At 69.9% G+C, this 20,902-nt stretch carries 12 protein-coding genes; 8 read left to right on the top strand and 4 right to left on the bottom strand.

What is annotated here, in order from left to right; genetic code table 11:
* Positions 1-488 precede the first annotated feature (488 nt).
* Genes I0C86_RS22395 through I0C86_RS22385 form a run of 3 tightly spaced genes read left to right on the top strand, consistent with a single transcriptional unit; the run spans position 489 to position 13,767 of the window.
* A complete protein-coding gene (locus tag I0C86_RS22395; RefSeq protein WP_196203231.1) occupies positions 489-12,167 on the top strand; it encodes a DUF7927 domain-containing protein in 11,679 nt (3,892 codons plus the stop codon).
* Positions 12,168-12,184: 17 nt separating this feature from the next.
* Positions 12,185-12,874, top strand: coding sequence for a DUF11 domain-containing protein (locus tag I0C86_RS22390; protein WP_196203230.1), 690 nt, complete (start codon positions 12,185-12,187; stop codon positions 12,872-12,874).
* Positions 12,874-13,767 carry a fimbrial biogenesis chaperone gene (locus tag I0C86_RS22385; protein ID WP_196203229.1) on the top strand — a complete coding sequence of 298 codons (894 nt, stop codon included), beginning with the start codon at positions 12,874-12,876 and terminating at the stop codon, positions 13,765-13,767. The genes I0C86_RS22390 and I0C86_RS22385 overlap by 1 nt, the downstream gene beginning before the upstream one ends.
* 12 nt (positions 13,768-13,779) lie before the next feature.
* Here the strand turns inward: I0C86_RS22385 and I0C86_RS22380 are convergent, their stop codons facing one another.
* Positions 13,780-14,151 (bottom strand): SPFH domain-containing protein, encoded by a 372-nt coding sequence (locus tag I0C86_RS22380; RefSeq protein WP_230394580.1) that lies wholly within the window; start codon positions 14,149-14,151, stop codon positions 13,780-13,782.
* Positions 14,152-14,225: 74 nt separating this feature from the next.
* Between I0C86_RS22380 and I0C86_RS22375 the strand changes: the two genes are divergently transcribed.
* Both I0C86_RS22375 and I0C86_RS22370 read left to right on the top strand, forming a co-directional pair.
* Positions 14,226-14,678: a hypothetical protein gene (locus I0C86_RS22375; protein ID WP_196203228.1), complete on the top strand. Its 453-nt coding sequence runs from the start codon at positions 14,226-14,228 to the stop codon at positions 14,676-14,678.
* Between the two features lie 229 nt (positions 14,679-14,907).
* Entirely contained in the window at positions 14,908-15,579 is a 672-nt protein-coding gene (locus tag I0C86_RS22370; RefSeq protein WP_196203227.1) for a hypothetical protein, read from the top strand.
* Positions 15,580-15,651: 72 nt separating this feature from the next.
* Here I0C86_RS22370 and I0C86_RS22365 read toward each other — a convergent pair whose 3' ends face one another.
* Complete coding sequence (locus I0C86_RS22365; protein ID WP_196203226.1) at positions 15,652-16,026, bottom strand: ArsR/SmtB family transcription factor; 375 nt, start codon at positions 16,024-16,026, stop codon at positions 15,652-15,654.
* 56 nt (positions 16,027-16,082) lie between these two features.
* Here I0C86_RS22365 and I0C86_RS22360 point away from each other — a divergent pair, with 56 nt between their 5' ends.
* A complete protein-coding gene (locus tag I0C86_RS22360) occupies positions 16,083-17,270 on the top strand; it encodes a cation diffusion facilitator family transporter (protein WP_230394579.1) in 1,188 nt (395 codons plus the stop codon).
* A 146-nt stretch (positions 17,271-17,416) separates the two neighbouring features.
* On the opposite strand, the gene I0C86_RS22355 is transcribed toward I0C86_RS22360, so the two are convergent.
* Positions 17,417-18,100: a response regulator transcription factor gene (locus I0C86_RS22355; protein ID WP_196203225.1), complete on the bottom strand. Its 684-nt coding sequence runs from the start codon at positions 18,098-18,100 to the stop codon at positions 17,417-17,419.
* Positions 18,097-19,260 carry a sensor histidine kinase gene (locus I0C86_RS45120; protein WP_196203224.1) on the bottom strand — a complete coding sequence of 388 codons (1,164 nt, stop codon included), beginning with the start codon at positions 19,258-19,260 and terminating at the stop codon, positions 18,097-18,099. The genes I0C86_RS22355 and I0C86_RS45120 overlap by 4 nt, the downstream gene beginning before the upstream one ends.
* A gap of 162 nt (positions 19,261-19,422) precedes the next feature.
* Between I0C86_RS45120 and I0C86_RS22345 the strand changes: the two genes are divergently transcribed.
* Both I0C86_RS22345 and I0C86_RS22340 read left to right on the top strand, forming a co-directional pair.
* Positions 19,423-20,148 (top strand): ABC transporter ATP-binding protein, encoded by a 726-nt coding sequence (locus I0C86_RS22345; protein ID WP_196203223.1) that lies wholly within the window; start codon positions 19,423-19,425, stop codon positions 20,146-20,148.
* A complete protein-coding gene (locus I0C86_RS22340; RefSeq protein WP_196203222.1) occupies positions 20,145-20,876 on the top strand; it encodes an ABC transporter permease in 732 nt (243 codons plus the stop codon). Before I0C86_RS22345 ends, I0C86_RS22340 begins: the two co-directional genes overlap by 4 nt.
* The last annotated feature ends 26 nt before the right edge of the window (positions 20,877-20,902 follow it).

Below are 20,902 nucleotides of genomic sequence, written 5' to 3'. Positions count from 1 at the left end.
CGTGGCGTAGTCGGGATCGCGGGAGGTCTTCCAGGTCGATCCGCCGGTCGGAGCGCATCCGGACGGTGCCGTACCGGGGCCTCGTCGCTGTTGATATCCGGGCGTTTCACGTTGTCCGTCCGGTGGGATCGATCTCGACCTTCCGGATGGAGCCGTCCTCGTGGATCCGGACCACACCGTTGCTGTCCGAGGCTTCCCTCGTGGCAACGGTTGGTCTAAGTGAGAAGGATTCCATGACTGCCGTCCCCGGTTCAGTCTCGTTCGGCTGCGTTGCCTGTCACTATCTGGGCCTTTCGGGCATATTTTCACCAGAGAACGCACTTATGGTCGGTTTCCTACTCATATCCTGGTTTGGGACTGGAGGGAAATCGGGCGTCTGTTGCGGCTCTTGCTCCCTCCTGTGACGAACTCGGGGGTGGGGACAACGTGACAACGAGGGCGACAGCGGTGCAACGCGTCGCTGAACTGACGTCGTCTGGGGCGACGCGGTGAACGCGGACATCGCACCAGCCGTCCGGCGTCGGCGGCGACGTGATCTCGCGGTCTGCCTCGTCGCCGCGTTGCTGGCGGCGCTGGTGGTCGTCCTCAGTCCGGCCCCCGCCTCGGCGGCCGGCACCCTCCTGTTCGACCAGCCGTTCCACAACAACACCCCGGACGGCCTCGGCGCCGTGACCCTGCCGGCCCTGCCGAGCGGTTCTGCCACGACACCGAACTCCGCCTGCCTGACCGCCTCGGGCAATCCGAGCACCGGAGCCCTGCACAGTTGTGCGGCGGGCACAACCCCGCCGGGCACCGGCAAACTCCAGCTCACCGACACCTCCACATTCCGGACCGGTGGCGTCTTCGGGGCGACGAGCGTACCGACCGTGTCTGGTCTGGACGTCACGTTCAACCTCTACCAGTGGGGCGGCGGCAGCGCCGACGGGATGACCTTCTCGCTGGCCGCCGTCGACCCCGCCGTGCCGTTGGCACCCGCCACCCTCGGCCAGACCGGCGGCGCGCTGGGCTACTCGAGCACGAAGACGCTGCCCGGGCTGGCAAACGGTTACATGGGCATCGGCTTCGACGTCTTCGGCAACTACAGCACCACCACCTACGAGGGAAGCGGCTGCCTGCCGAGCCCGCCGTACATCACGGCCGCCAAGATCCCCGGCCAGGTGTTGGTCCGTGGTCCGGGCCGGAACACGGTTGGATACTGCGGGGTGAACAGCACCGCGACCTCGGGGAGTTCGCCGGTGATTCCGTTGCGTGCGGCGACCCGGGCTGCCTCGGTCGTGCCGGTGGAGGTGGCGATCAACCCGACGACTTCCTCGTTCACCACCCCCTCCGGGCTGATAGTCGCGTCTGGTCGGTATCTGGTGCGGTTCACGCCCGTGGGCCAGGCCGCCCGAACCCTGGAGGGCCCGCTACCGGTGGTCCCGGCCGGCCTGTATCCCTCGACGAGCTGGCTGAACAGCAACGGAATTCCACGGCAACTCGCGTTCGGCTGGGTGGGTTCGACCGGTTCCGTGGTGGACAACCACGAGGTCGACAACGTCCGGGTGCTGACGTTCAACCCGGTGCCGGACCTGAACGTGACCCAGACCAGTTACACCGGCCCGACGCCCCAGCCCGGTGACCCGGTGACCTACTCGGTCGTGGCCGGCGTCAGCGCCGGTGCTGACGAGACAAATGCGATCTCGGTGACGGAGACGCTGCCGACCGGCGTGGTGCCGGTCGGCGCCTTCGGCTCCGGCTGGGTCTGCGCCGCCCCGGTGGGCCAGAAGATCACCTGTGCCAACAGCAACACCCCCTTCGCCAACGGGAGCACCCTGTCCCCGGTCACGATCGTCGGCATCGTGACCGGTTCCAGCGTTACACCCGCGATCATCCAGACCCAGTCCATGGCCACCGCCTCGTCCAGCGACGCCAATCCCGGCTTCTCGTCGTCGACGACCGCCGGGACGGTGCCGGCCACCCCGAGCGGGATCACCGTCACTCCGGCGACGAGCACCATCGCCGGTGGCATCGGCGTCACGGTCGGTGGTACGAACATCGCCGGAGCGACGGCCATCGAGATCGGCACCACTGCGGAGCAGCAGGCGGGGACCCCGGTCACGCTGCTGCCGTGTCAGTCCGGGCCGGCCGCCGGTTGTTTCACCGTCAACGGCGACGGCACCCTTGCCATCTCGTCGATGCCGTCGCGGACCAGCGCGGCCACCGTGACGGTCACCGTGGTGACCCGGGGTGTCGCCGCCGCTGCCAGCTACGTCTACACGGACCGGCCGGCCACCCCGACCGCGCCGACCGCGACAGCCGGCCTTGCCAGCGCCACCGTCAGCTGGTCGGCGCCGTCAAGCAATGGCAGCGCGATCACCGGCTACATCGTCACGCCGACCAGGAACGGGGTGGCCCAGGCCCCGATCTCGTACGATGCCTCCACCACCACCCGTACGTTGACCGGGCTGACCGTCGGCGCCTCCTACACCTTAACGGTCGCGGCGGTGAACGCCATCGGCACCGGTACGGCCAGCCCCGCCTCGAACGCCGTGGTGCCGTTCGTGCTGCCCGGCGCACCGACGATCACGGCGGCGAGCGCCGGGGACTCGGCGGCCACCCTGACCTGGACCGCGCCCAGCAACGGCGGGAGCCCGATCCTCTCGTACGTGGTCACCCCGTACGTCGCGGGCGTGGCCCAGACGCCGCAGACCTTCACCGGTACCGGCACCACCCGGACAGTGACCGGACTGACCCCTGGCACCTCGTACACCTTCACGGTGGCGGCGACGAACGCCGGCGGGACCGGGCCACCGTCGGCCCAGTCCACGCCGGTGATCCCGAACGTTTCTCCAACGCTGTCGAACCCGGCACCGCCGCTCGGTGAGGTCGGCGCAACCTACAGTGTCCCGCTCACGGTCAACGGCGGCACCGCTCCCTTCGTCTGGTCGGTCAGTGCCGGAACGCTACCGGCCGGGGTGACCCTCAACGCCAGCACCGGGCTGCTCTCCGGCACCCCTACCACCGCCGGAACCTTCGGGTTCACCGTTCGGGTGCTCGACGCCAGTGGACAGTCCGCCACCCAGGCGCTGAGCGTGGTCATCGCGCCGCCGCCGACGCTGACCTTTCCGACGCCACCCCAGGGCCAGGTCGGGATCGGCTACAGCATCCCGCTCACCGTGACCGGCGGTACCGCCCCGTTCACCTGGTCGGTCACCGCAGGCAGCCTCCCGCCGGGTCTGACCCTCAACCCGGGTACCGGACAGCTCTCCGGAACCCCGACACTGGGCGGCAACTACTCCTTCACCGTTCGGGTGATGGACTCGTTCTCGCAGAGCGCCACCCGTACCGTCGCGCTCGGCATCACCGCCTCGCCCACCCTGAACTTCCCGCCGCCACCGTCGGGCCAGGTAGGCGTCCCCTACAGCGTGCCGCTGACGGTTACCGGCGGTACCGCGCCGTTCGTCTGGTCGGTCTCCGTAGGCAGCCTGCCGCCAGGTCTGACTCTCGACGCCAGCACCGGGCTGCTCTCCGGCACCCCGACCACGGCAGGTAGTTACCCCTTCACCGTACGAGTGGTCGACGCGGCTGGTCAGCAGGCGACCGCGGCCGTCAACCTGGTGATCGCGGCCGGACCGCTGATCGTGACGAAGAGCGCCGACGTCTCCAGCGTGGCGGCCGGGCAGACCGTGCACTACTCGATCACGGTCAACAACACCTCGTCGGTAGCGTTCACCAGCGTCGCGCTGACCGATCCGCTCGCTGCTGTCCTGGACGACGCGGCCTACAACAGCGATGCGACGGCGACCTCCGGATCGGTGTCTTTCGCCGGCTCGACCCTGAACTGGACCGGTGACCTGCCCGCCGGCGCGGTCGCGACCATCACCTACTCGGTAACCGTGAACGGCACGGTCACCGGAAACCAACTACTGACCAACACGGTGACCTCCACGACGCTGGGCACCAACTGTGCGTCGGGCAGCCAGGACGTCCGGTGTACGACGACCGTGCCGATCGCCGCCCTGGCCATCGTGAAGACGGCGGACGTCGCCACCGCGACGCCTGGTGACGTGGTGCGTTACACCGTCACCGTGACCAACACCGGTCAGGCCCCGTACACCGGCGCGGGCTTCACCGAAGCGCTGACCAGCGTGCTGGATGACGCGACCTACAACGCCGACGCGACGGCGACGGCCGGGGCGATCTCCTTCACCTCGCCCAACCTGAGCTGGAGCGGCAATCTGGCCGTGGGCGCGAGCGTGACCGTCAGCTACTCGGTGACCGTCCGGCGCCCAGATCCCGGCGACCGGGCCATGACGAACACGGTGGCCTCCACCACCCTGGGCAACAACTGTCCATCCGGTGGCACCGACGTCCGCTGCACCGCCACGGTCACCGTCCTGGTGCCGGGGCTGGTCCTGACCAACGTCGCGAGTGCGTCGACCGCCATCCCCGGCTCCACGGTGGGCTACACGGTCACTCTCACCAACACCGGGCAGACGGCGTACACCGGAATCAGCGTGCCCAACGCGTTGGCAGCGGTGCTCGACGACGCCGTCTGGAACGATGACGCGACCGCCACCAGCGGCGCGCTCAGCTTCACCAGCCCGACGCTGACCTGGACCGGGAACATCGCGGTCGGCGGCACGGTGACCATCACCTTCAGCGTGACCGTGGCTGATCCGGCCGTCGGAGACCGGGTGCTGACCAGCGTGGTCTCCTCCACGGCCGTCGGCAACAACTGCGCCAGCGGCAGCACCGACCCGCGGTGCACCGCAGCGGTCACCGTCGTCATTCCCGGGTTGACCCTGGTCAAGACGGCGGATACGCCGAGTACGACGCCCGGGAACGTGGTGACTTACCAGATCGTGGTGACCAACACCGGCCAGTCGGCCTACGTCGGGGCGACCTTCACCGACTCGCTGGCCGGGGTGCTCGACGACGCCGTCTACGACGCCAACGCCACCGCCACCTCCGGGGTGGTCAGCTACAGCAGCCCGACCATCACCTGGACCGGCAACCTCGCCGTGGGTGCGACCGCGACCATCACCTACTCGGTCACGGTCGCCAGTCCCGATACCGGGGACCGGTCGCTGACCAACACTGTGGTGTCCCCGACGGTAGGTGCCAACTGTGCCACGGGCAGCACCGACCTCCGGTGTACGGCGGTGGTCGGCGTGCTCTTGCCCGGACTGGCCATCACGAACACCCCGAGCGCGTCCACCACGACGCCCGGCGGAACCGTCGGTTACACGATCACGATCTCGAACACCGGAGAGGCCGCCTATCCGGCGGCGACCGTCACCGCATCGCTGGCCGATGTGTTCGACGACGCCACCTACAACGGGGACGCGACGGCGGACAGCGGCACGGTCGGCGTCGCCAGTTCGGTGCTGACCTGGACCGGCGCGCTGGCGGTCGGCGCGACCGCCACCGTCCGGCTGTCCGTGACGGTGCTGAACCCCGATCCCGGTTCCCAGGTGCTGACCTCGACGGTCAGCTCGGCGGCGGCCAACAACAACTGCCCCACGGGCGGTACCGACCCGGCGTGTACGGCCACCGTCACGGTGCTGACCCCGGGCCTGACGATCGAGAAGACCGCCGACACGGCCACCACGACACCCGGTGGCACGGCGACTTACACGATCACCGTGACGAACGTCGGCCAGACCGCGTACGTGGGCGCGAACTTCACCGACTCCCTGGCCAATGCGCTGAACGACGCCAGCTACAACAACGACGCGGTCGCATCCGCCGGCACCGTGTCCTATGCGGCTCCGGTGCTGAGCTGGGTCGGTGACCTGGCCATCGGCGCCGCGGTGTCCGTCACCTACTCGATGACGATTCTGGACCCGGATCCCGGCGACAAGGTGCTGAGCAACACGGTGGTCTCCACCACCCCCGGCAACAACTGTCCGACCGGCGGTACCGACCCGCGCTGCACGGCGACGGTCCTGGTCCTGGTGCCGGGCCTGGTGATCGCGGTGACGTCCGGCGTCGCCAGCACCGCGCCGGGCTCCGTGGTCGGCTACACCGTCACCCTCACCAACTCCGGTCAGACCGCCTATCCGGCGTTGACGGTCACCGACGCGCTCGCCGGGGTTCTCGACGACGCCGCCTACAACAACGACGTGTCGGCCTCGGCCGGCTCGGCCAGCTTCAGCAGCCCCAACCTGAGCTGGACGGGTGCGCTGGCGGTCGGCGCCACGGTGACGATCACCTATTCGGTGACGGTGGACGATCCGGTCGGGGGCGACCTGATCCTGACCAACCAGGTCGTCTCGGCGGCCGCCGGCAGCAACTGTCCGGCCGGCGGCACGGACACCCGATGCGTTGTCAGCGTGCCGGTGGCCAGGCTGGAGATCATTACCACCACCGATGTCGCCACCATCACGCCGGGTGGCGTGGTGCGGATCAACGCGAGCTACACCAACACCGGTCAGGTGCCCTACAACGACATCAGCGTGGACTTCGACACGTCGGGCCTCACCGACGAGGTCATCGGGAACGGAGACCAGACGGCGACATCGGGCATCCTGACGGTCGGAACCGGCGGCGCGGTCTGGACCGGTGACATCCCCGTCGGCGCCACGGTCAACCTGACCGGCAGCATGACCGTGCTGGACCCGTACAGCGGCGACGGCCTGCTCACGGCCACATCGGTCTCCTCGGCACCGGGCAACAACTGCCCCGCCGGCAGCACGGATCCGCGGTGCACGATAAGCGTCGCGGTGCTCATCCCGGGACTCGACATCACCACCGTCGCGGACACCTCGGCCGCCGCACCCGGTCAGATCGTCGGCTACACCGTGACGGTGACCAACTCGGGTACGTCGCCCTACTCGGCGATCAGCGTCACCAACGATCTGGCGGGGCTGTTGGACGACGCGACCTACAACGCCGACGCGGTGGCCAGTGCCGGTTCGGTCGGCTTCGCCGGGACCACGCTGACCTGGACCGGCAGCCTGGCGGTCGGCGCGGTGGTGACAATCGATTACACGGTCACCGTCCGGGACCCCGATCCCGGCAACAAGAACATGGTCAGTACGGTCAGTTCCACCGCGGTCGGCAGTTCCTGCTCGGCGGCGGGGCAGGCGGTCGGCTGCACCTCGACGGTGGTCGTCCTGACGCCCGGGCTGACCATTGTCTCCACCGCCGATTCCCCGACGGGGATGCCCGGTAGCACCCTGACCTACACGGTGACCATCACCAACTCCGGCCAGCTCGACTACACCGCGATCAGCGTCGCGGACGACCTCAGCCAGGTCGTCGACGACGCGACATTCAACAACGACACGGTGGTCACCGGTGGTGGAACGGTGAGCTACACCGCGCCGGTGCTCACCTGGAGCGGTGACCTGGCGGTCGGGGCCACCGTCACGCTCGTCTTCACCGTGGCGATCGACAATCCCGTCGAGGGAGACTCGTCACTGGTCAGCACGATCACCTCGGGCGCGGCACTCAACAACTGTCCGGCGGGCGGCACCGACCCCCGGTGCGTCGTCACCGTCGCGGTCGTCGGGGAAAGCACGCTCTCGTACACCAAGACCGCCGATGTGGCGTCCACCGTCGCCGGCTCGGTGGTGACCTACACGATCGTCGTCGCGAACTCCGGCGGCACCCCGTACCTGGGCGCGGAACTCAACGACGATCTGTCCGACGTACTCGGCGATGCCACCTACAACGACGACGCCTCGTCGAACGGCGGTGGCACCTTCAGCTACGACGAGCCGCTGCTGGAGTGGACGGGCGACATTCCGGCGAACGGGTCCGTCGTGCTCACCTACAGCGTGACGGTGGCCGCCCTCGTCGGTAACGCCGTGCTGGTCAACACCGTGGTGTCCGACTCCCCGGACAGTAACTGCTCCGACGGAAGCGCCGACCCGCGGTGCACCGCGACGGTGACCGTTTCGGCACTGACCATCGTGAACACCGCCGACCGCGCTGCCGTCACCCCGGGCGGCCTGGTCCGGTTCACGGCGACTCTGGCCAACAACGGCAGTACGCCGTTCTTCGGCGTCAGCGTCACGTTCGCCCGCAGTGACCTGCTCGACGACGCCGACTCCATCCGGGACGAGGCGTCCTCGGGGAGCCTCGTGGTCACCCCCGCCGGTCTGGTCTGGAGCGGCGATATTCCGGTGGGCGGAACGATCACGATTGCGAGGGACTTCCGGGTAAGGAACCCGGATCCGGGGAACAAGGTGATGGTCAGCACGGCCAGCTCGACGATCCCCGGCAACAACTGCCCGACCGGCGGAACCGACCCCCGGTGTACCGCGAGCGTGGACGTCCTGCTGCCCGCCATGAGCATCGTCAAGACGGCTGACACCCCGGTCACGGTCCCCGGCGGGACGGTCAACTACACCATCACGATCAGCAACACCGGCACCGCGCCGTACCTGGGTGCGGTGGTCGCCGACGACCTGGCCGGTGCGCTGGACGACGCGACCTATGTCGACGGCACCGCCACCGCCACGACCGGATCGCTGTCGTTCGCGGCGTCGACGCTGACCTGGACCGGGGATCTCGCGGTGGGGGCCAGCGCCGTCATCACCTACCCGATGACCGTGCTGGCGCCCGACCCGGGTGACAAGTTGCTGGTGAACAGAGTCTCGTCGGCCGAGGTCGGCAACAGTTGCCCGCCGGCCAGTCCCAACGTCGGCTGCGGCCTGACGCTGCCCGTACTCACGCCGGCGCTGAGCATCGCCATCACCGCCGGCACCGCCAGCACGACCGCCGGCGGCACGGTGAGCTACACCGTCACCATGGTCAACACCGGGCAGACCGCCCAGTCCGGCGTCACCGTGACGAACGCGCTGGCCGGCCTCCTGGACGACGCGACCTACAACGGCGATGCGACCCCGAGCGTCGGCAGCGTCGTGCTGACCGGCACCGACCTGGTCTGGACCGGCTCCCTGACACCCGGATCGACGGCGACGATCACCTACTCGGTCACCGTTGACACCCCGGACGCCGGCAACCACCTCCTGACCAGCACGGTCAGCTCCACGGCCGCCGGCAACACCTGCGCCGCCGGCAGCACCAACCCGGCCTGTACGGCCGTCGTGACGGTGTCGGAACTGACCATCGCGAACTCGGTCGACGGTCCCACCACGGTGCCGGGCGCGCAGGTCCGGTTCAGCACCCGGGTGGAGAACACCGGCGCGACGCCGTACACCGACATCGTCATCGACGCCAGTTTCGCGGGCGCCCTCGACGACGGCACCTACAACGGTGATGCCGCAGCCAGCGTGGGCACGCTGGTCCTGCTTCCGGCCATCGCCTCGATCCGTTGGACCGGCAACCTCGGGGTCGGCGAGGTTCTCGTCGTCACCGGATCGTTCACGGTGAACAATCCGGATACCGGAAACAAGATCATGACCTCGGTGGTCAGCTCAGCCGTACCCGGCAACAACTGCCCGGCGGGCGGTACCAATCCGGCCTGCACCGCCACGGTCACCGTTCTCGTCCCGGCCCTGGCGGTGCTCAAGACCGCGGACACCGCCACCGTGGTGCCGGGCGGCACCGTCGGCTACACGATCACGGTCACCAACACCGGCGAAACCCCGTACACCGCCGCCACCGTCGCCGACAACCTCGCCGGCCTGCTTCCGGACGCGACCTACAACGGTGACGCGGACGCGGACGTCGGCGTCGTCTCCTACGCCGACCCGGTCATCACCTGGACCGGTGACCTGGCGATCGGCGCGACGGCCACCATCAGCTACACGGTCACCGCCGACGATCCGCAGACCGGCGGTCGGGTCCTCAGCAACGTGGTCACCTCCAGCACGCCGGGCAGCAACTGCCCGGCCGGTGGCAGCGACCCCGACTGCGCGGCGACCGTCAGCGTGCTGCTGCCGGCGCTGAGCATCACGAAGCACGCCGACTCGGGCACCACCACCCCGGGCAGCACGCTCGGGTACACGATCACCGTCACCAACAGCGGGCAGACCCCGTACACCGGGGCCAGCCTGACCGACGACCTCACCGAGGTACTCGACGACGCCAGCTACCAGAGCGCCGCCGCGACCGTGGGCGTCGTGTCGTACACCGATCCGGTGTTGACCTGGACCGGGGACCTCGACGTGGGCGCCTCGGCCGTGATCACCTACTCGGTCGCGATCGACAGTCCCGCCACTGGCGACCAGATCCTGACCAACGCGGTCAGCTCCACCACTGTGGGCAACAACTGTCCACCCGCCGGCACAGACCCGGCCTGTGCCGTCACCGTCACCGTGCTCATTCCGGCGCTGTCGATCACCAACGAAGCCGACGTGACCACCGCCGTCCCCGGGCAGGTGATCCGGCGTACCGGCACCATCACCAACGTCGGCCCGACCGCCTACACCGGAATCCAGATCAACAGCAGCCTGCTGGGCATCATCGACGACGCCCGGCCAAACGGCGACCAGGTCGCCAGCTCCGGCATCCTCACCGTGGTCGGCGCCAGCGTGACCTGGACCGGTGACATCCCGATCGGCGGAGTCGTCACCATCACCGGCACGATGACCGTCAACAATCCGGACCTCGGCAACCGGATCATCACCAACACCGTCACCACCACCGCACCGGGCAGCAACTGCCCGCCCGCCTCGCCAGGACCAGCCTGCACGTTGACCATCAACGTGCTCGTCCCCGGGCTCACCATCGTGAAGACCGCCGACAGCCCGAACACCACCCCGGGTGACACCGTCACCTACACCATCACGGCGACGAACACCGGCGAGACGCCGTACGTCGACACCACCGTCACCGACTCGCTCAGTGGGCTGCTCGCGAACGCGACCTACAACGCCGACGCCACCGCCGCCACCGGCACACTGCTGTACACGGCCCCCAACCTGGTCTGGCGCGGTGACCTGCCGGTCGGTTCCGCCGTCGAGATCTCCTACACCGTGACGGTCAACGGCGCCCAGACCGGCGGACGGATCCTCGAGAACGTCGTCACCTCCGCCGCCCAGGGCAACAACTGCCCGGCGGGCGGTACGGATCCGCGCTGCGCCGCCACGGTGGCCATCCTGATTCCCGGTCTGAGCATCACCAAGACCGCCGACACCGCCACGGCCGCGGTCGGGGACCAGGTCACCTACACGGTCACGGTGGCCAACACCGGGCAGACGCCGTACACCGGCGCGACATTCGACGACCAGCTCAGCGACGTCCTGGACGAAGCCGACTTCAACGACGACGCCGAGGCGACCATCGGCGCGGTCAGCTACGACGCCCCGGTGCTGACCTGGACCGGAAACCTGCCGGTCGGGGTCACGGCCGTCATCACCTACTCGGTCACGGTCGGCTCTCCGTCCGCCGGCGACACGACTCTCGTCAACACCGTCAGCTCCGACACCGTCGGAGCCAACTGCCCCGGCGGCCCGGCCTGCGAGGTGACCGTCAACGTACTCGTCCCGGCGCTGCTTCTCACCAAGATCGCCAACTCCGCCGAGGTGGTGGCCGGCGGGATCGTCCAGTACAGCACCCTGATCAGGAACGCCGGCCAGACGACGTACACCGGCGCCACGGTGACCGACTCGCTCGTCGGCGTACTCGACGACGCCGCCTACAACGCCGACGCCACCGCGACCACCGGCACGCTGAGCTATGCCGGATCCATCCTGACCTGGACCGGTGACCTCGTCGTCGGCGGGACAGCCACGGTCGTCTACACCGTCACCGTGAACGAACCCGTCACCGGTGACGGGTTGCTGCTCAACAGCGTCACCTCCAGCATGGTCGGCAACAACTGCCCGGCCGGCAACGACGACCCGCGGTGTGCGACCGAGACCACCGTGGTGGGGCAGTTCCTCACCCTGACATCGCTGATACCCGGATTCACCATCGGGGTTCATCCCGACTCCGTGATCGTCGTGGACGACGCGGTCACCATGACGGTCACCACGAACAGCCCTACCGGTTATGTGGTGGCGGTCCGGGCACTGGCGCCCGCTTTCGTGCCGGCCGATCCCGACAACCCCTACACCATTCCGATCGAGAACCTACGGGTACGGGAGAGCGGCGCCCAGGTCTTCCAGCCCCTGTCGGAGCTGACCCCGGTCATCGTGCACCGTCAGTCGACGCCATCCGCGCCCGGAGGAGACGCGATCAGCAACGACTACCAGGCCGTCATTCCATTGTCCGCCGTTGCCGACTCGTACTCCGCGACGTTGGAGTACGTGGCAATCACCCAGTAGCCGTCATAAGGAGCATCATGCCAAGCATCGCTGTCCTTGCGACCGCGCTCGTCGCCTGGGCGATCGCGGCGCCGGTAGCCGCAATGTCGCCGCCCAAAGGTGAGGTGGCGCCGAAACCTTCGGCGACGCCCGATCCGAAACAGCCACTGCTCAGCATCGCGGTGGACAACGGACGGACCGCCGTCGCGGCCGGCGACGAACTGACGTACAAGGTCAGGGTCCGCAATCTCGGCACCACCGAGACCAGAGCGCTCCAGATCTCCCAGAGCCTGCCTGCCGGCCTCACCCTCGTCTCCGCCGACCGGGACGGTACCGCCCGCGCCGGCAGCGTCACCTGGTCGGTCAACCTGAAGGCGGGCAAGGAGTCCACCCTCACCACCGTCGCCCGGGTCGGTCAGACCTCCGACGAGGTGCTTCGACTGGCCACCGTGGCCTGCGCGACCGTGAAGGGGGGCGCCAAGCCGCTCGTCTGCGCGACGCACTCCGACCTCCTCCCGGCGGGTGCCGCCGTCACCCGCGTCGACCGGTCGGGCTCCGGCAGAATCCGGTACGGCATCGCCGCGGGGGCGGTGGCCGTCGTCGGTGGGCTGGCCGCGATCGTCACCATCGCCCGGCGTCGCCGCCAGCGCCGGCCGGAGCACCGGGAGGTGCCCGCGCCCCGCGCCGAACCTGCCGAGCCCGTCGCCAGCGCGCCCACCGTCGACTGATGCGCACCAGGGTGACGCGGGTCGTCCTTCCGGTCATGCTCACGCTGACATCGGCGGCCCCGGCGTCGGGTCAACCGACGGAGCCTTCGGACTTTGCGCTGACGGTCAGCCCGACCCGGGTGATCGTGCCAGCGGACCAGATCGAACGGCCGCGGGAGTTCACGGTGACCAACCACGGTCGGGCCCCGATCGACATCCTCGTGCGAAAGGCGAGCTTCACCGCCGGACGCGACGGAGAACTCCGGTTCCGGCCCGACGCGCCCCACTCGGCCGTCGAGTGGGTCACCGCGCGGCCGGACAGCTTCCGGCTGGACGGCGGAGCGGCCCGGCAGGTGAGCCTGCGCATCGCCCTGCCGGCCGCTGCCGAACCCGGCGAGCACCAGGTCGCGGTGATCTTCTCGGTGCCGCCTCGGCCCGGTGGGGCCAGCATCGGCGTGCGTCGGAGTGTCGGCGCACCGGTGTACGTCACGGTGCCCGGCCACGCCGTCGAGTCGGTCGATGTCACCAGTCTTCGCGCGCCGGGATTCGCGGTGCGTGGTCCGCTCGCCGTCACCGCGACGGTACGCAACCTGGGGACCGTGCGCCGCGACTTCCTCGGCGACGGCAGGCTTCGGGCCCGGGTCGCGGGAGACAGCGTCCCGTTTCCCGACTTCACCCTGCTTCGCGGCGCCGACCGGGAGGTCAGCGCCCGCTGGGCTGATCCGCCGCTGGCGTGTGTGTGTCGGGTCACCGTGGCGGTGGTCGGCTCGGACGGGGTGACCCGGGACGCTACGGCCACCATCGTCGTCCTGCCGTTGCATCTGATCGGGTCCGGAGCGGCACTCGTCGTAGCGTTGCTGTTGGGCTGGCTACTGGTCCGGCGCAGGAGGCGGAGCCGCCCGTTCCCTTGTTGACATAAGTCCGTGTCACAACCGCCCGCGCCCCGACGGCGCCGCCCCGGTGGACGGCGACCGGGCGTCGCCGGGGCGGTGGCATGGTGGCGACTTTGATCGCGACGGAGCCCAGCAACAGCTCGGGTCAGCCTCTGCGGCCGCGGCGGTCCCCAGCGCGTCGGCGGCGAGAGCCCCACCTTCGGCTGCGATGATCTTTGCGCGCTTCTCCCGCTCGGCCTCGGCCTGCCGGGCCATGGCCCGTTTCATGCTTTCGGGCAGTTGGATGTCCTTGAGCTCGACCAGGGTGACCACGACGCCCCACTCTGCGGTGGCGACGTCGAGGATCTTCCGGACCCGCCACGGTCGGGAGGGTGCGGCGCCGCTGCGCTTCGGCGGCAAAGGCATCCCTTTGAGAGTTGACCCTCGGCATAGGGTGAACACGCTCGACATCCTCGTAACCGAGAGTAGGGGACACCCCCATGACGGAATCGACCAACGCCGACCAGGATCCGACCCCCGACTATACGAAAACCCGCCCCGACCTGGCACTCCAGATCCTCGCTCGGATCGCCCAGGAAGATAAGGTCTCGATCGGGGTCACGCTGAACGTCAGTGGCGGAATCGTCACGGGCACGGTGATTGGACGAGACCGGTGGTTCCGAGAGCTGGGTGACTTCGTCGAGGCCTCGACGGATACGCCCGAAGCACGCAGCCTCGCCGATTACCTCGGGGAACTGATGAGCGGAATCGCGAAGCCGGATGACGACGACGATCAGGTTGTGGCCACGCTGCGATACGGCTACATCCACCTCGTGAACGCGCGGTATGTCTCGGGCTCCCGGGTAATGCCAAGTCAGGGGAGCACGTTGTGGCGTGGCCGGCTCTCCGAGATCGCCGGCTTCTCGATCGGCATCCTCCCCGATGCCGCGTGAATGCCCCAACGGCCGGCGGTACGGCACGGCGGCCGAGCTGGCCGATGCGCTCGCTCTGCCGGTTCCTGACTCGCGATAAGGACTGCCGGTCGGTTCCGACGGCCCGGCTGCTCAGGCCAGCGTGGAGCCGGGGCGGAGGTTGATTTCTCGGCTGTTCCGGCGCTAGCCTCGTCCATCATCATCGATGGCTCTCGGCGGGTGCCGTCGTCTCACCTTCTCGGGAGTGGCGATGTCGCGTAAGACCGGTAAGCCGTCCTACCTTCGACAGGCCGAACAGGCCCGTTCCCGCCGGATGCGCGTCGCCGCGACGATCGCCTCCGTGGTGGTCGCCGCGTTGCTCGGCGGTCTGGTCGGGTTCCTCGTCGGCCGGCCCGATGCCACCACCCGGGCCGTGGACGCCCTTCGCGCCGAGGAGGCGAAACGTGACCTGCGACAGATCGAGGACCTGACCGCCCTGGCCCGGCAGTCGCAGGCCGCGCTCGATCCGCTGCTGGTCGAGTTCGACGCGGCGCTTGACGGCAGCCAACCGGCCACCGAATCAAAGATCCGAGGGTGGCAGGCCGCGCTCGGCCAGATCGCGGAAAAGCATGCGGACAGCCCGTCTGGCAGCACGGCAACCAACGTGGCCCGGGGCGGATTACGCGACTCGGTAAGCGATTTCGTCATCGCTGTCGACCTCTTCGCCACGGCGCAGCAGGCGTCCGCAGGGCAGCGCGGCGCGTTGCTCGAGATCGTGAAGAGGACCCGGACAGCCGCCGCGACCGCATGGTCAGTCGCCGCGACCCAGTTGGATCAGATCAATGTGAGCGCCGGGCTGGGGCACCAGCACGTCTACCTCCAGACCAAGCAGGGCAGCGACGCGTTCACCTCAGATGGCTCACCGGAGGGTGCCGGCGGCTGAGCGCATGCCTGGGGTGACCGGGTGACAGGTTCAGGGTCGGCACAGCCGGTCAGGCTGGCGTTCCTGTGGCGTCTACGGACGATCCGCAGCATGGTGGGCCGGCCGGTCGGAGACCTGGTGCTCGGCCATCCGCAGTGCCTCCGTCACAAGCCTGCGCACGTGCGGGTCGGCGACCACGTACAGCGCCCGACGACCCTCCCGGCGGACCGTCACGAGACCGGTCAGGCGCAGTTTCGCCAGGTGTTGCGACACCGCCGGACGAGCCGCTCCCACCGCGCCGGTCAGGGCGGTGACGTCCTGCTCGCCATCGAGGAGATGCGCCATCAGTCGCAACCTCGTCGCATCCGCCAACATGCCCAGCGTGACCGTGGCCGACTCCACCACGGCATCGCGAATCGCTTGTTTCTGCACATGCTCGGCATCTGCAACGTTGTCGCGTGCGTACATGAGCACATATTATCGGGATGTTGCCCAGACGAACACCACCAGCCCGGAGGCCACCGATGCCCGAGCGCGAGCAGCACGGCCGAATGCACACGCTTCGACCCGGCTCCGATCACGGCCACGGTGAGAACCACGGCCACGGTGAGAACCACAGCCACGGTGAGAGCCACGGCCGCGCCCACGATGATCACGCACACGCACACGCACACGCACACGACCACGACCACAGCCCCGGCGCCGGCTGGTGGAACCGCCTGCGCCACAACATCACGCCGCACTCGCACGACAGCGCAGACAAGGTCGACCCCGTCCTTGAATCGTCCCGCGAGGGCCTTCGCGCCCTGTGGATCTCGCTGGTCGCGCTCGGCATCACCGCCGCCCTGCAGGCGGTCATCGTCGTCTTCTCCGGCTCCGTGGCGCTGCTCGGCGACACGCTGCACAACTTCGCCGACGCGTTGACCGCCATCCCACTGGGCATCGCGTTCCTGCTCGGCCGCCGCGCCGCCACCCGCGCCTACACGTACGGCTTCGGCCGCGCCGAGGACCTCGCCGGCATCGTCATCGTCGCGTTCATCGCCACCTCCGCCGTCGCCGCCGGCTGGACCGCCATCAACCGGCTGTTCAACCCCCAGGACATGAGGCACGTGCCCTGGGTCCTCGCCGCAGGCGTGATCGGCTTCATCGGGAACGAACTGGTCGCCCGCTACCGCATCACCGTCGGCCGCCGCATCGGCTCGGCCGCGCTGGTCGCCGACGGCCTCCACGCCCGCACCGACGGGTACGCCTCACTGGCCGTGGTCCTCGCCGCGGGCGGATCGTGGTTGGGCTGGCACTGGGCGGACCCGATCGTCGGCCTGGCCATCACCGTCGCGATCGCGTTCGTGCTCAGGGACGCCGCCCGCGAGGTCTACCGACGACTGATGGACCGCGTCGACCCCGAACTCGTCGACCAGGCCGAAGCCTCCCTGCGCGCCATCCCCGGCGTACGCGACGTCTCCGGGATCCGGCTGCGCTGGATCGGACACCGCATGCACGCCGAGGCCGACATCGTCGTCGACGCCCACCTCAGCCTGCTCGCCGCCCACGAAATCGCCGCTGACGCCGAACACCAGCTGACCCACTCCGTACCGCGGCTCATCCGGGCGACCGTGCACGTCGATCCCGCCAGCCAGCCCGGCGCCGAGCGGCACACCGCCATCTCACACCACCGCCGGGACCGGCTCGCGGAGGCAACCCAGGCGGCGTGACGTGGCCGAGAGGGCAGGGCGACCGGGTGTCGCCCAACGCCCGCTCGACTTTCCTGCCGGCTGGACCTCGATGCCGATCAGCCCGTTCGCGGTGGGCATCCTCGGCGGCGCCCGCGCTGGTACGGCGGCCGTGACGCCGCCGCTCGTCAGGGGGCCGGCGGGCGGACCAGGCCGGTCTCGTACGCGATGACGACCAGCTGGGCGCGGTCATGTGCGCCCAGTTTCGTCATGGTGCGGTTGATGTGGGTCTTGACGGTGTGCGGGCTGAGCGTGAGGTGCCCGGCGATGTCGTCATTGGACAGCCCGGCGGCTACAAGTGCGAGGATGTCGCGCTCCCGGTCGGTCAGGCAGCCGAGCCGGGCCGGTGTCGCGTCGAGTCCGTGGTCGGGGCGGGCCAGGTAGCGGCTGATGAGGCTGCGGGTGGCGGCGGGGGTGAGCAGGGCGTCGCCGCCGTGCACGACCCGGATCGCGTCGAGCAGCGCGGCGGGTTCGACGCTCTTGCCGAGGAAGCCGCTGGCGCCGCTGCGCAGCGCTTCGAAGACGTACTCGTCGATCTCGAACGTGGTGAGGATGAGGATCCGCACGTGCGCGAGGTCGGCGTCGGTGGTGATGCGGCGGGTGGCGGCGAGACCGTCGAGGCCGGGCATGCGGATGTCCATCAGGACGACGTCGGCGCCGGTGCGGCGAGCGTTGTCGACGGCGTCGTGCCCGTTGGCCGCCTCGCCGACGACGTGCAGGTCGGGTGCGGAGTCGATGAGGCTGGCAAAGCTGGCCCGCAGCAGCGGCTGGTCGTCGGCGACGAGCACGCGGATCGGCCCGGTGCCGGTCATGGTGCCACCGGGATGACGGCGGTGACCCGCCATCCGCCGTTCGGGCGTGGCCCGGCGCGCAGGGAGCCGCCGACGGCGGTGACGCGTTCGCGCATGCCGACGATGCCGTGCGCCGGCTCGACGGTAACCGGTTCGACGGATGGCCCGTCGTTGTCGACGGTGACGGTGACGGCGTCCGTCTCGTGGCGCACGGTCAGGGCGACGTCGACCGGCCCGGCGTGCTTGCACACGTTGGTGAGTGCCTCCTGGACGACACGGTACGCGGTGTGGTCGGCGGCCCAGGCGAGCGCCGCGGGTGGTCTGTCGACGTGGGCGGTGAGGCGCAGGCCGTTGCGGCGGTAGGCCGCCAGCAGATCGCCGAGGGCGGCGAGGCCGACGGCCGGTTCCCGGGGCGCGGTCTCGTCATCGGGCTGCCGGAGCAGACCGACGGAGTCGCGGAGCTCGTCCAGGGCGGCGCGACTGCTCCGCCGGATCTGGGCGAGCGTGTCACGGACCTGGACGGACTCGCCGGTCAGGAGGTGGCCGGTGACGCCCGCCTGGACGTTGATCAGGGCGAGGTGGTGCCCGACGCTGTCGTGCAGGTCGCGGGCGATCCGAAGGCGCTCCTCAGTGAGGCGGCGACGGGTCTCGGCGTCCCGGTCGCGCTCGGCGTCCTCCGCCCGGCGGAGCACCTCGGCGAGGTATGCCCGACGGTGCCGGGCGGCCGTGCCGGCGGCGACGGCGACCGCGCCGAGCGCGGCCAACGCCAGGTTCTCCGGACCGAGCCGGCGCGACGGTCCGCCGAAGGTGTGCGCGACGCCGACCGCGACGACGACCAGGCCGCTGACCAGCAGTGCGCGGCGCCGGTCGGAATGCTCGGCGACGGTGTAGAGGGCGAACAGCGGCGCGGCCAACAGCAGGGTGCCACCGAGACCGTGGTTGTGGGCGAGGTACACCTCGGCGGTGATCGTCGCGACCACGAGGACGGCGTACGGCCACCGGCGCCGCAGCACCAGCGCACCGCAGGCGAGCACGGCCGCCAGCAGGGAGACACCGTCGGGAAGTGGGCCGGGAACGCTCGTGGTGACCAGGGTTACGGCGAGGATCACCAGCCCGATCGTGAGGTCCGCGACATGCCGGTACTCCCGGACGGCGTACCGCAGGTGGCCGATGACGTGCACGTCGACCACCGTACGAGCCGTGGCCGGGCGACCGCGTCGTCCCTGCGGCGAATTCTGCGGATACCGCGGACGCGGTACGCCGAGGATGCCGCCGCGGGGCGACGACACCCCGGGCCGGCGCAGGCGAGAGTGAGGTCCTCAATCCGAACGAGAGCGGGGACGATGACCGACGTGTCCATCACCGGCCTGACGAAACGGTTCGGCCCGGTGACCGCGGTACGCGACGCCGGCTTCACCGCCTCGCCCGGCGTGACCGGGTTCCTGGGGCCGAACGGCGCCGGCAAGACCACGGTCCTACGCATCCTGCTGGGACTGGTGCGCCCGACCGCCGGCGAAGCGCTGATCGACGGCGTCCGCTATGCCGACCTGCGGCATCCCCGGCGGGTGGTCGGCGCGCTGCTCGAGGCCACCGGGTTCCACCCCGGCCGCACCGCCCGGGACCACCTGACGATCGCAGCACGGCTCGCCGCGCTCCCGGTCGCACGGGTCGGCCAGGTCCTCGACGACGTCGGTCTGGCCGCCGACGCACACCGCCGAGTCGGCGGCTACTCGCTCGGCATGCGCCAGCGGCTGGGGCTGGCCGCGGCGCTGCTCGGCGACCCGCAGGTCCTGATCCTCGACGAACCGGCCAATGGGCTGGACCCGGCCGGGATGGCGTGGTTGCGAGGGCTGCTGCGGGACCTGGCCGACCAGGGCCGGACGGTGATCGTCTCCAGTCACGTGCTGGCCGAGGTGGCGCAGACCGTGGACCGGGTAGTCGTGCTGCACGCCGGGACTGTCCGGTTCGCCGGAACCCTGGACGAGTTGGCCGGCCCCGGAACGGGCGGACTGGAGACCGCGTTCCTGCGCCTGACGTCCGAGCCTCGGCTCGAAGGGAGCCGGCCGTGACCGCGCTCCTCGGTGCCGAACTGCTGCGGCTGCGCACCACGCGCGGCGTGTGGCTGCTGCTGGCCGTCGCGCAACTGCTCATCGTGGTCGGGGTCAGCGGGGTGATGCGCTCGCGCGACGACGTCGGCTCACCCGAGGTGCAGCAGGCCGCGATCGCGCACGTCGGCCTGATCTCGCTGTTCACGCTGGTGCTGGGCATCATGGCGATGGCCGGCGAGTACCGGCACCGCACGATCACCGACACCTACCTCACCGTGCCCCGGCGTACCCCGGTAGTCGTGGCCAAGCTCGTCGTGCACACCGTGGCGGGGCTGCTCTTCGGCGCCGTCACCGCGCTCGTCGCCGTCGCTGCCGCGGCGATCTGGCTGACCGGGCGCGGCTCGTCGCTGGACGTCGGATCGACCGACCTGTGGCTGACGGTGGCCGGCGGGGTGGCCTGGAACGCGGCGTTCGCGGCGATCGGTGTCGGCGTCGGTGCGCTCATCACCAACCAGATCGGTGCGATCGCCGCCTCCCTGGCGTGGCTGGCCCTGGTCGAAGGGCTGGTGGCGCGGCTCGTCGGCGACGCGCAGCATTGGCTGCCGTTCGCCCTCGGTTCGGCGTTGAACCGGCTGCCCACCGCGACCGACGGCCCGCCGCAGTGGCAGGCCGGGCTCGCCCTCGCCGGCTACGCCGTGGCTTTCGTCGTCGCCGGCGTCGCCACCACCGTCCGCCGCGACATCACCTGACCGGACACCGCAGACCGAAGGAAGCC

Origin of the sequence: Plantactinospora alkalitolerans, from assembly GCF_015690345.1 — a bacterium.
Classification (GTDB): Bacteria; Actinomycetota; Actinomycetes; order Mycobacteriales; family Micromonosporaceae; genus Plantactinospora; species Plantactinospora alkalitolerans.
This window is presented reverse-complemented; position numbering and strand designations above follow the sequence as displayed.

What these genes read in the sequence shown, in the direction of transcription:
- I0C86_RS22390 (WP_196203230.1), top strand. Translation starts at nt 12,185, where the DNA reads ATGCCAAGCATCGCTGTCCTTGCGACCGCGCTCGTCGCCTGGGCGATC.
- I0C86_RS22355 (WP_196203225.1), bottom strand. Translation starts at nt 18,100, where the DNA reads ATGACCGGCACCGGGCCGATCCGCGTGCTCGTCGCCGACGACCAGCCG.
- I0C86_RS22365 (WP_196203226.1), bottom strand. Translation starts at nt 16,026, where the DNA reads ATGTACGCACGCGACAACGTTGCAGATGCCGAGCATGTGCAGAAACAA.
- I0C86_RS22360 (WP_230394579.1), top strand. Translation starts at nt 16,083, where the DNA reads ATGCCCGAGCGCGAGCAGCACGGCCGAATGCACACGCTTCGACCCGGC.
- I0C86_RS22375 (WP_196203228.1), top strand. Translation starts at nt 14,226, where the DNA reads ATGACGGAATCGACCAACGCCGACCAGGATCCGACCCCCGACTATACG.
- I0C86_RS22380 (WP_230394580.1), bottom strand. Translation starts at nt 14,151, where the DNA reads ATGCCTTTGCCGCCGAAGCGCAGCGGCGCCGCACCCTCCCGACCGTGG.
- I0C86_RS22345 (WP_196203223.1), top strand. Translation starts at nt 19,423, where the DNA reads ATGACCGACGTGTCCATCACCGGCCTGACGAAACGGTTCGGCCCGGTG.
- I0C86_RS22385 (WP_196203229.1), top strand. Translation starts at nt 12,874, where the DNA reads ATGCGCACCAGGGTGACGCGGGTCGTCCTTCCGGTCATGCTCACGCTG.
- I0C86_RS22370 (WP_196203227.1), top strand. Translation starts at nt 14,908, where the DNA reads ATGTCGCGTAAGACCGGTAAGCCGTCCTACCTTCGACAGGCCGAACAG.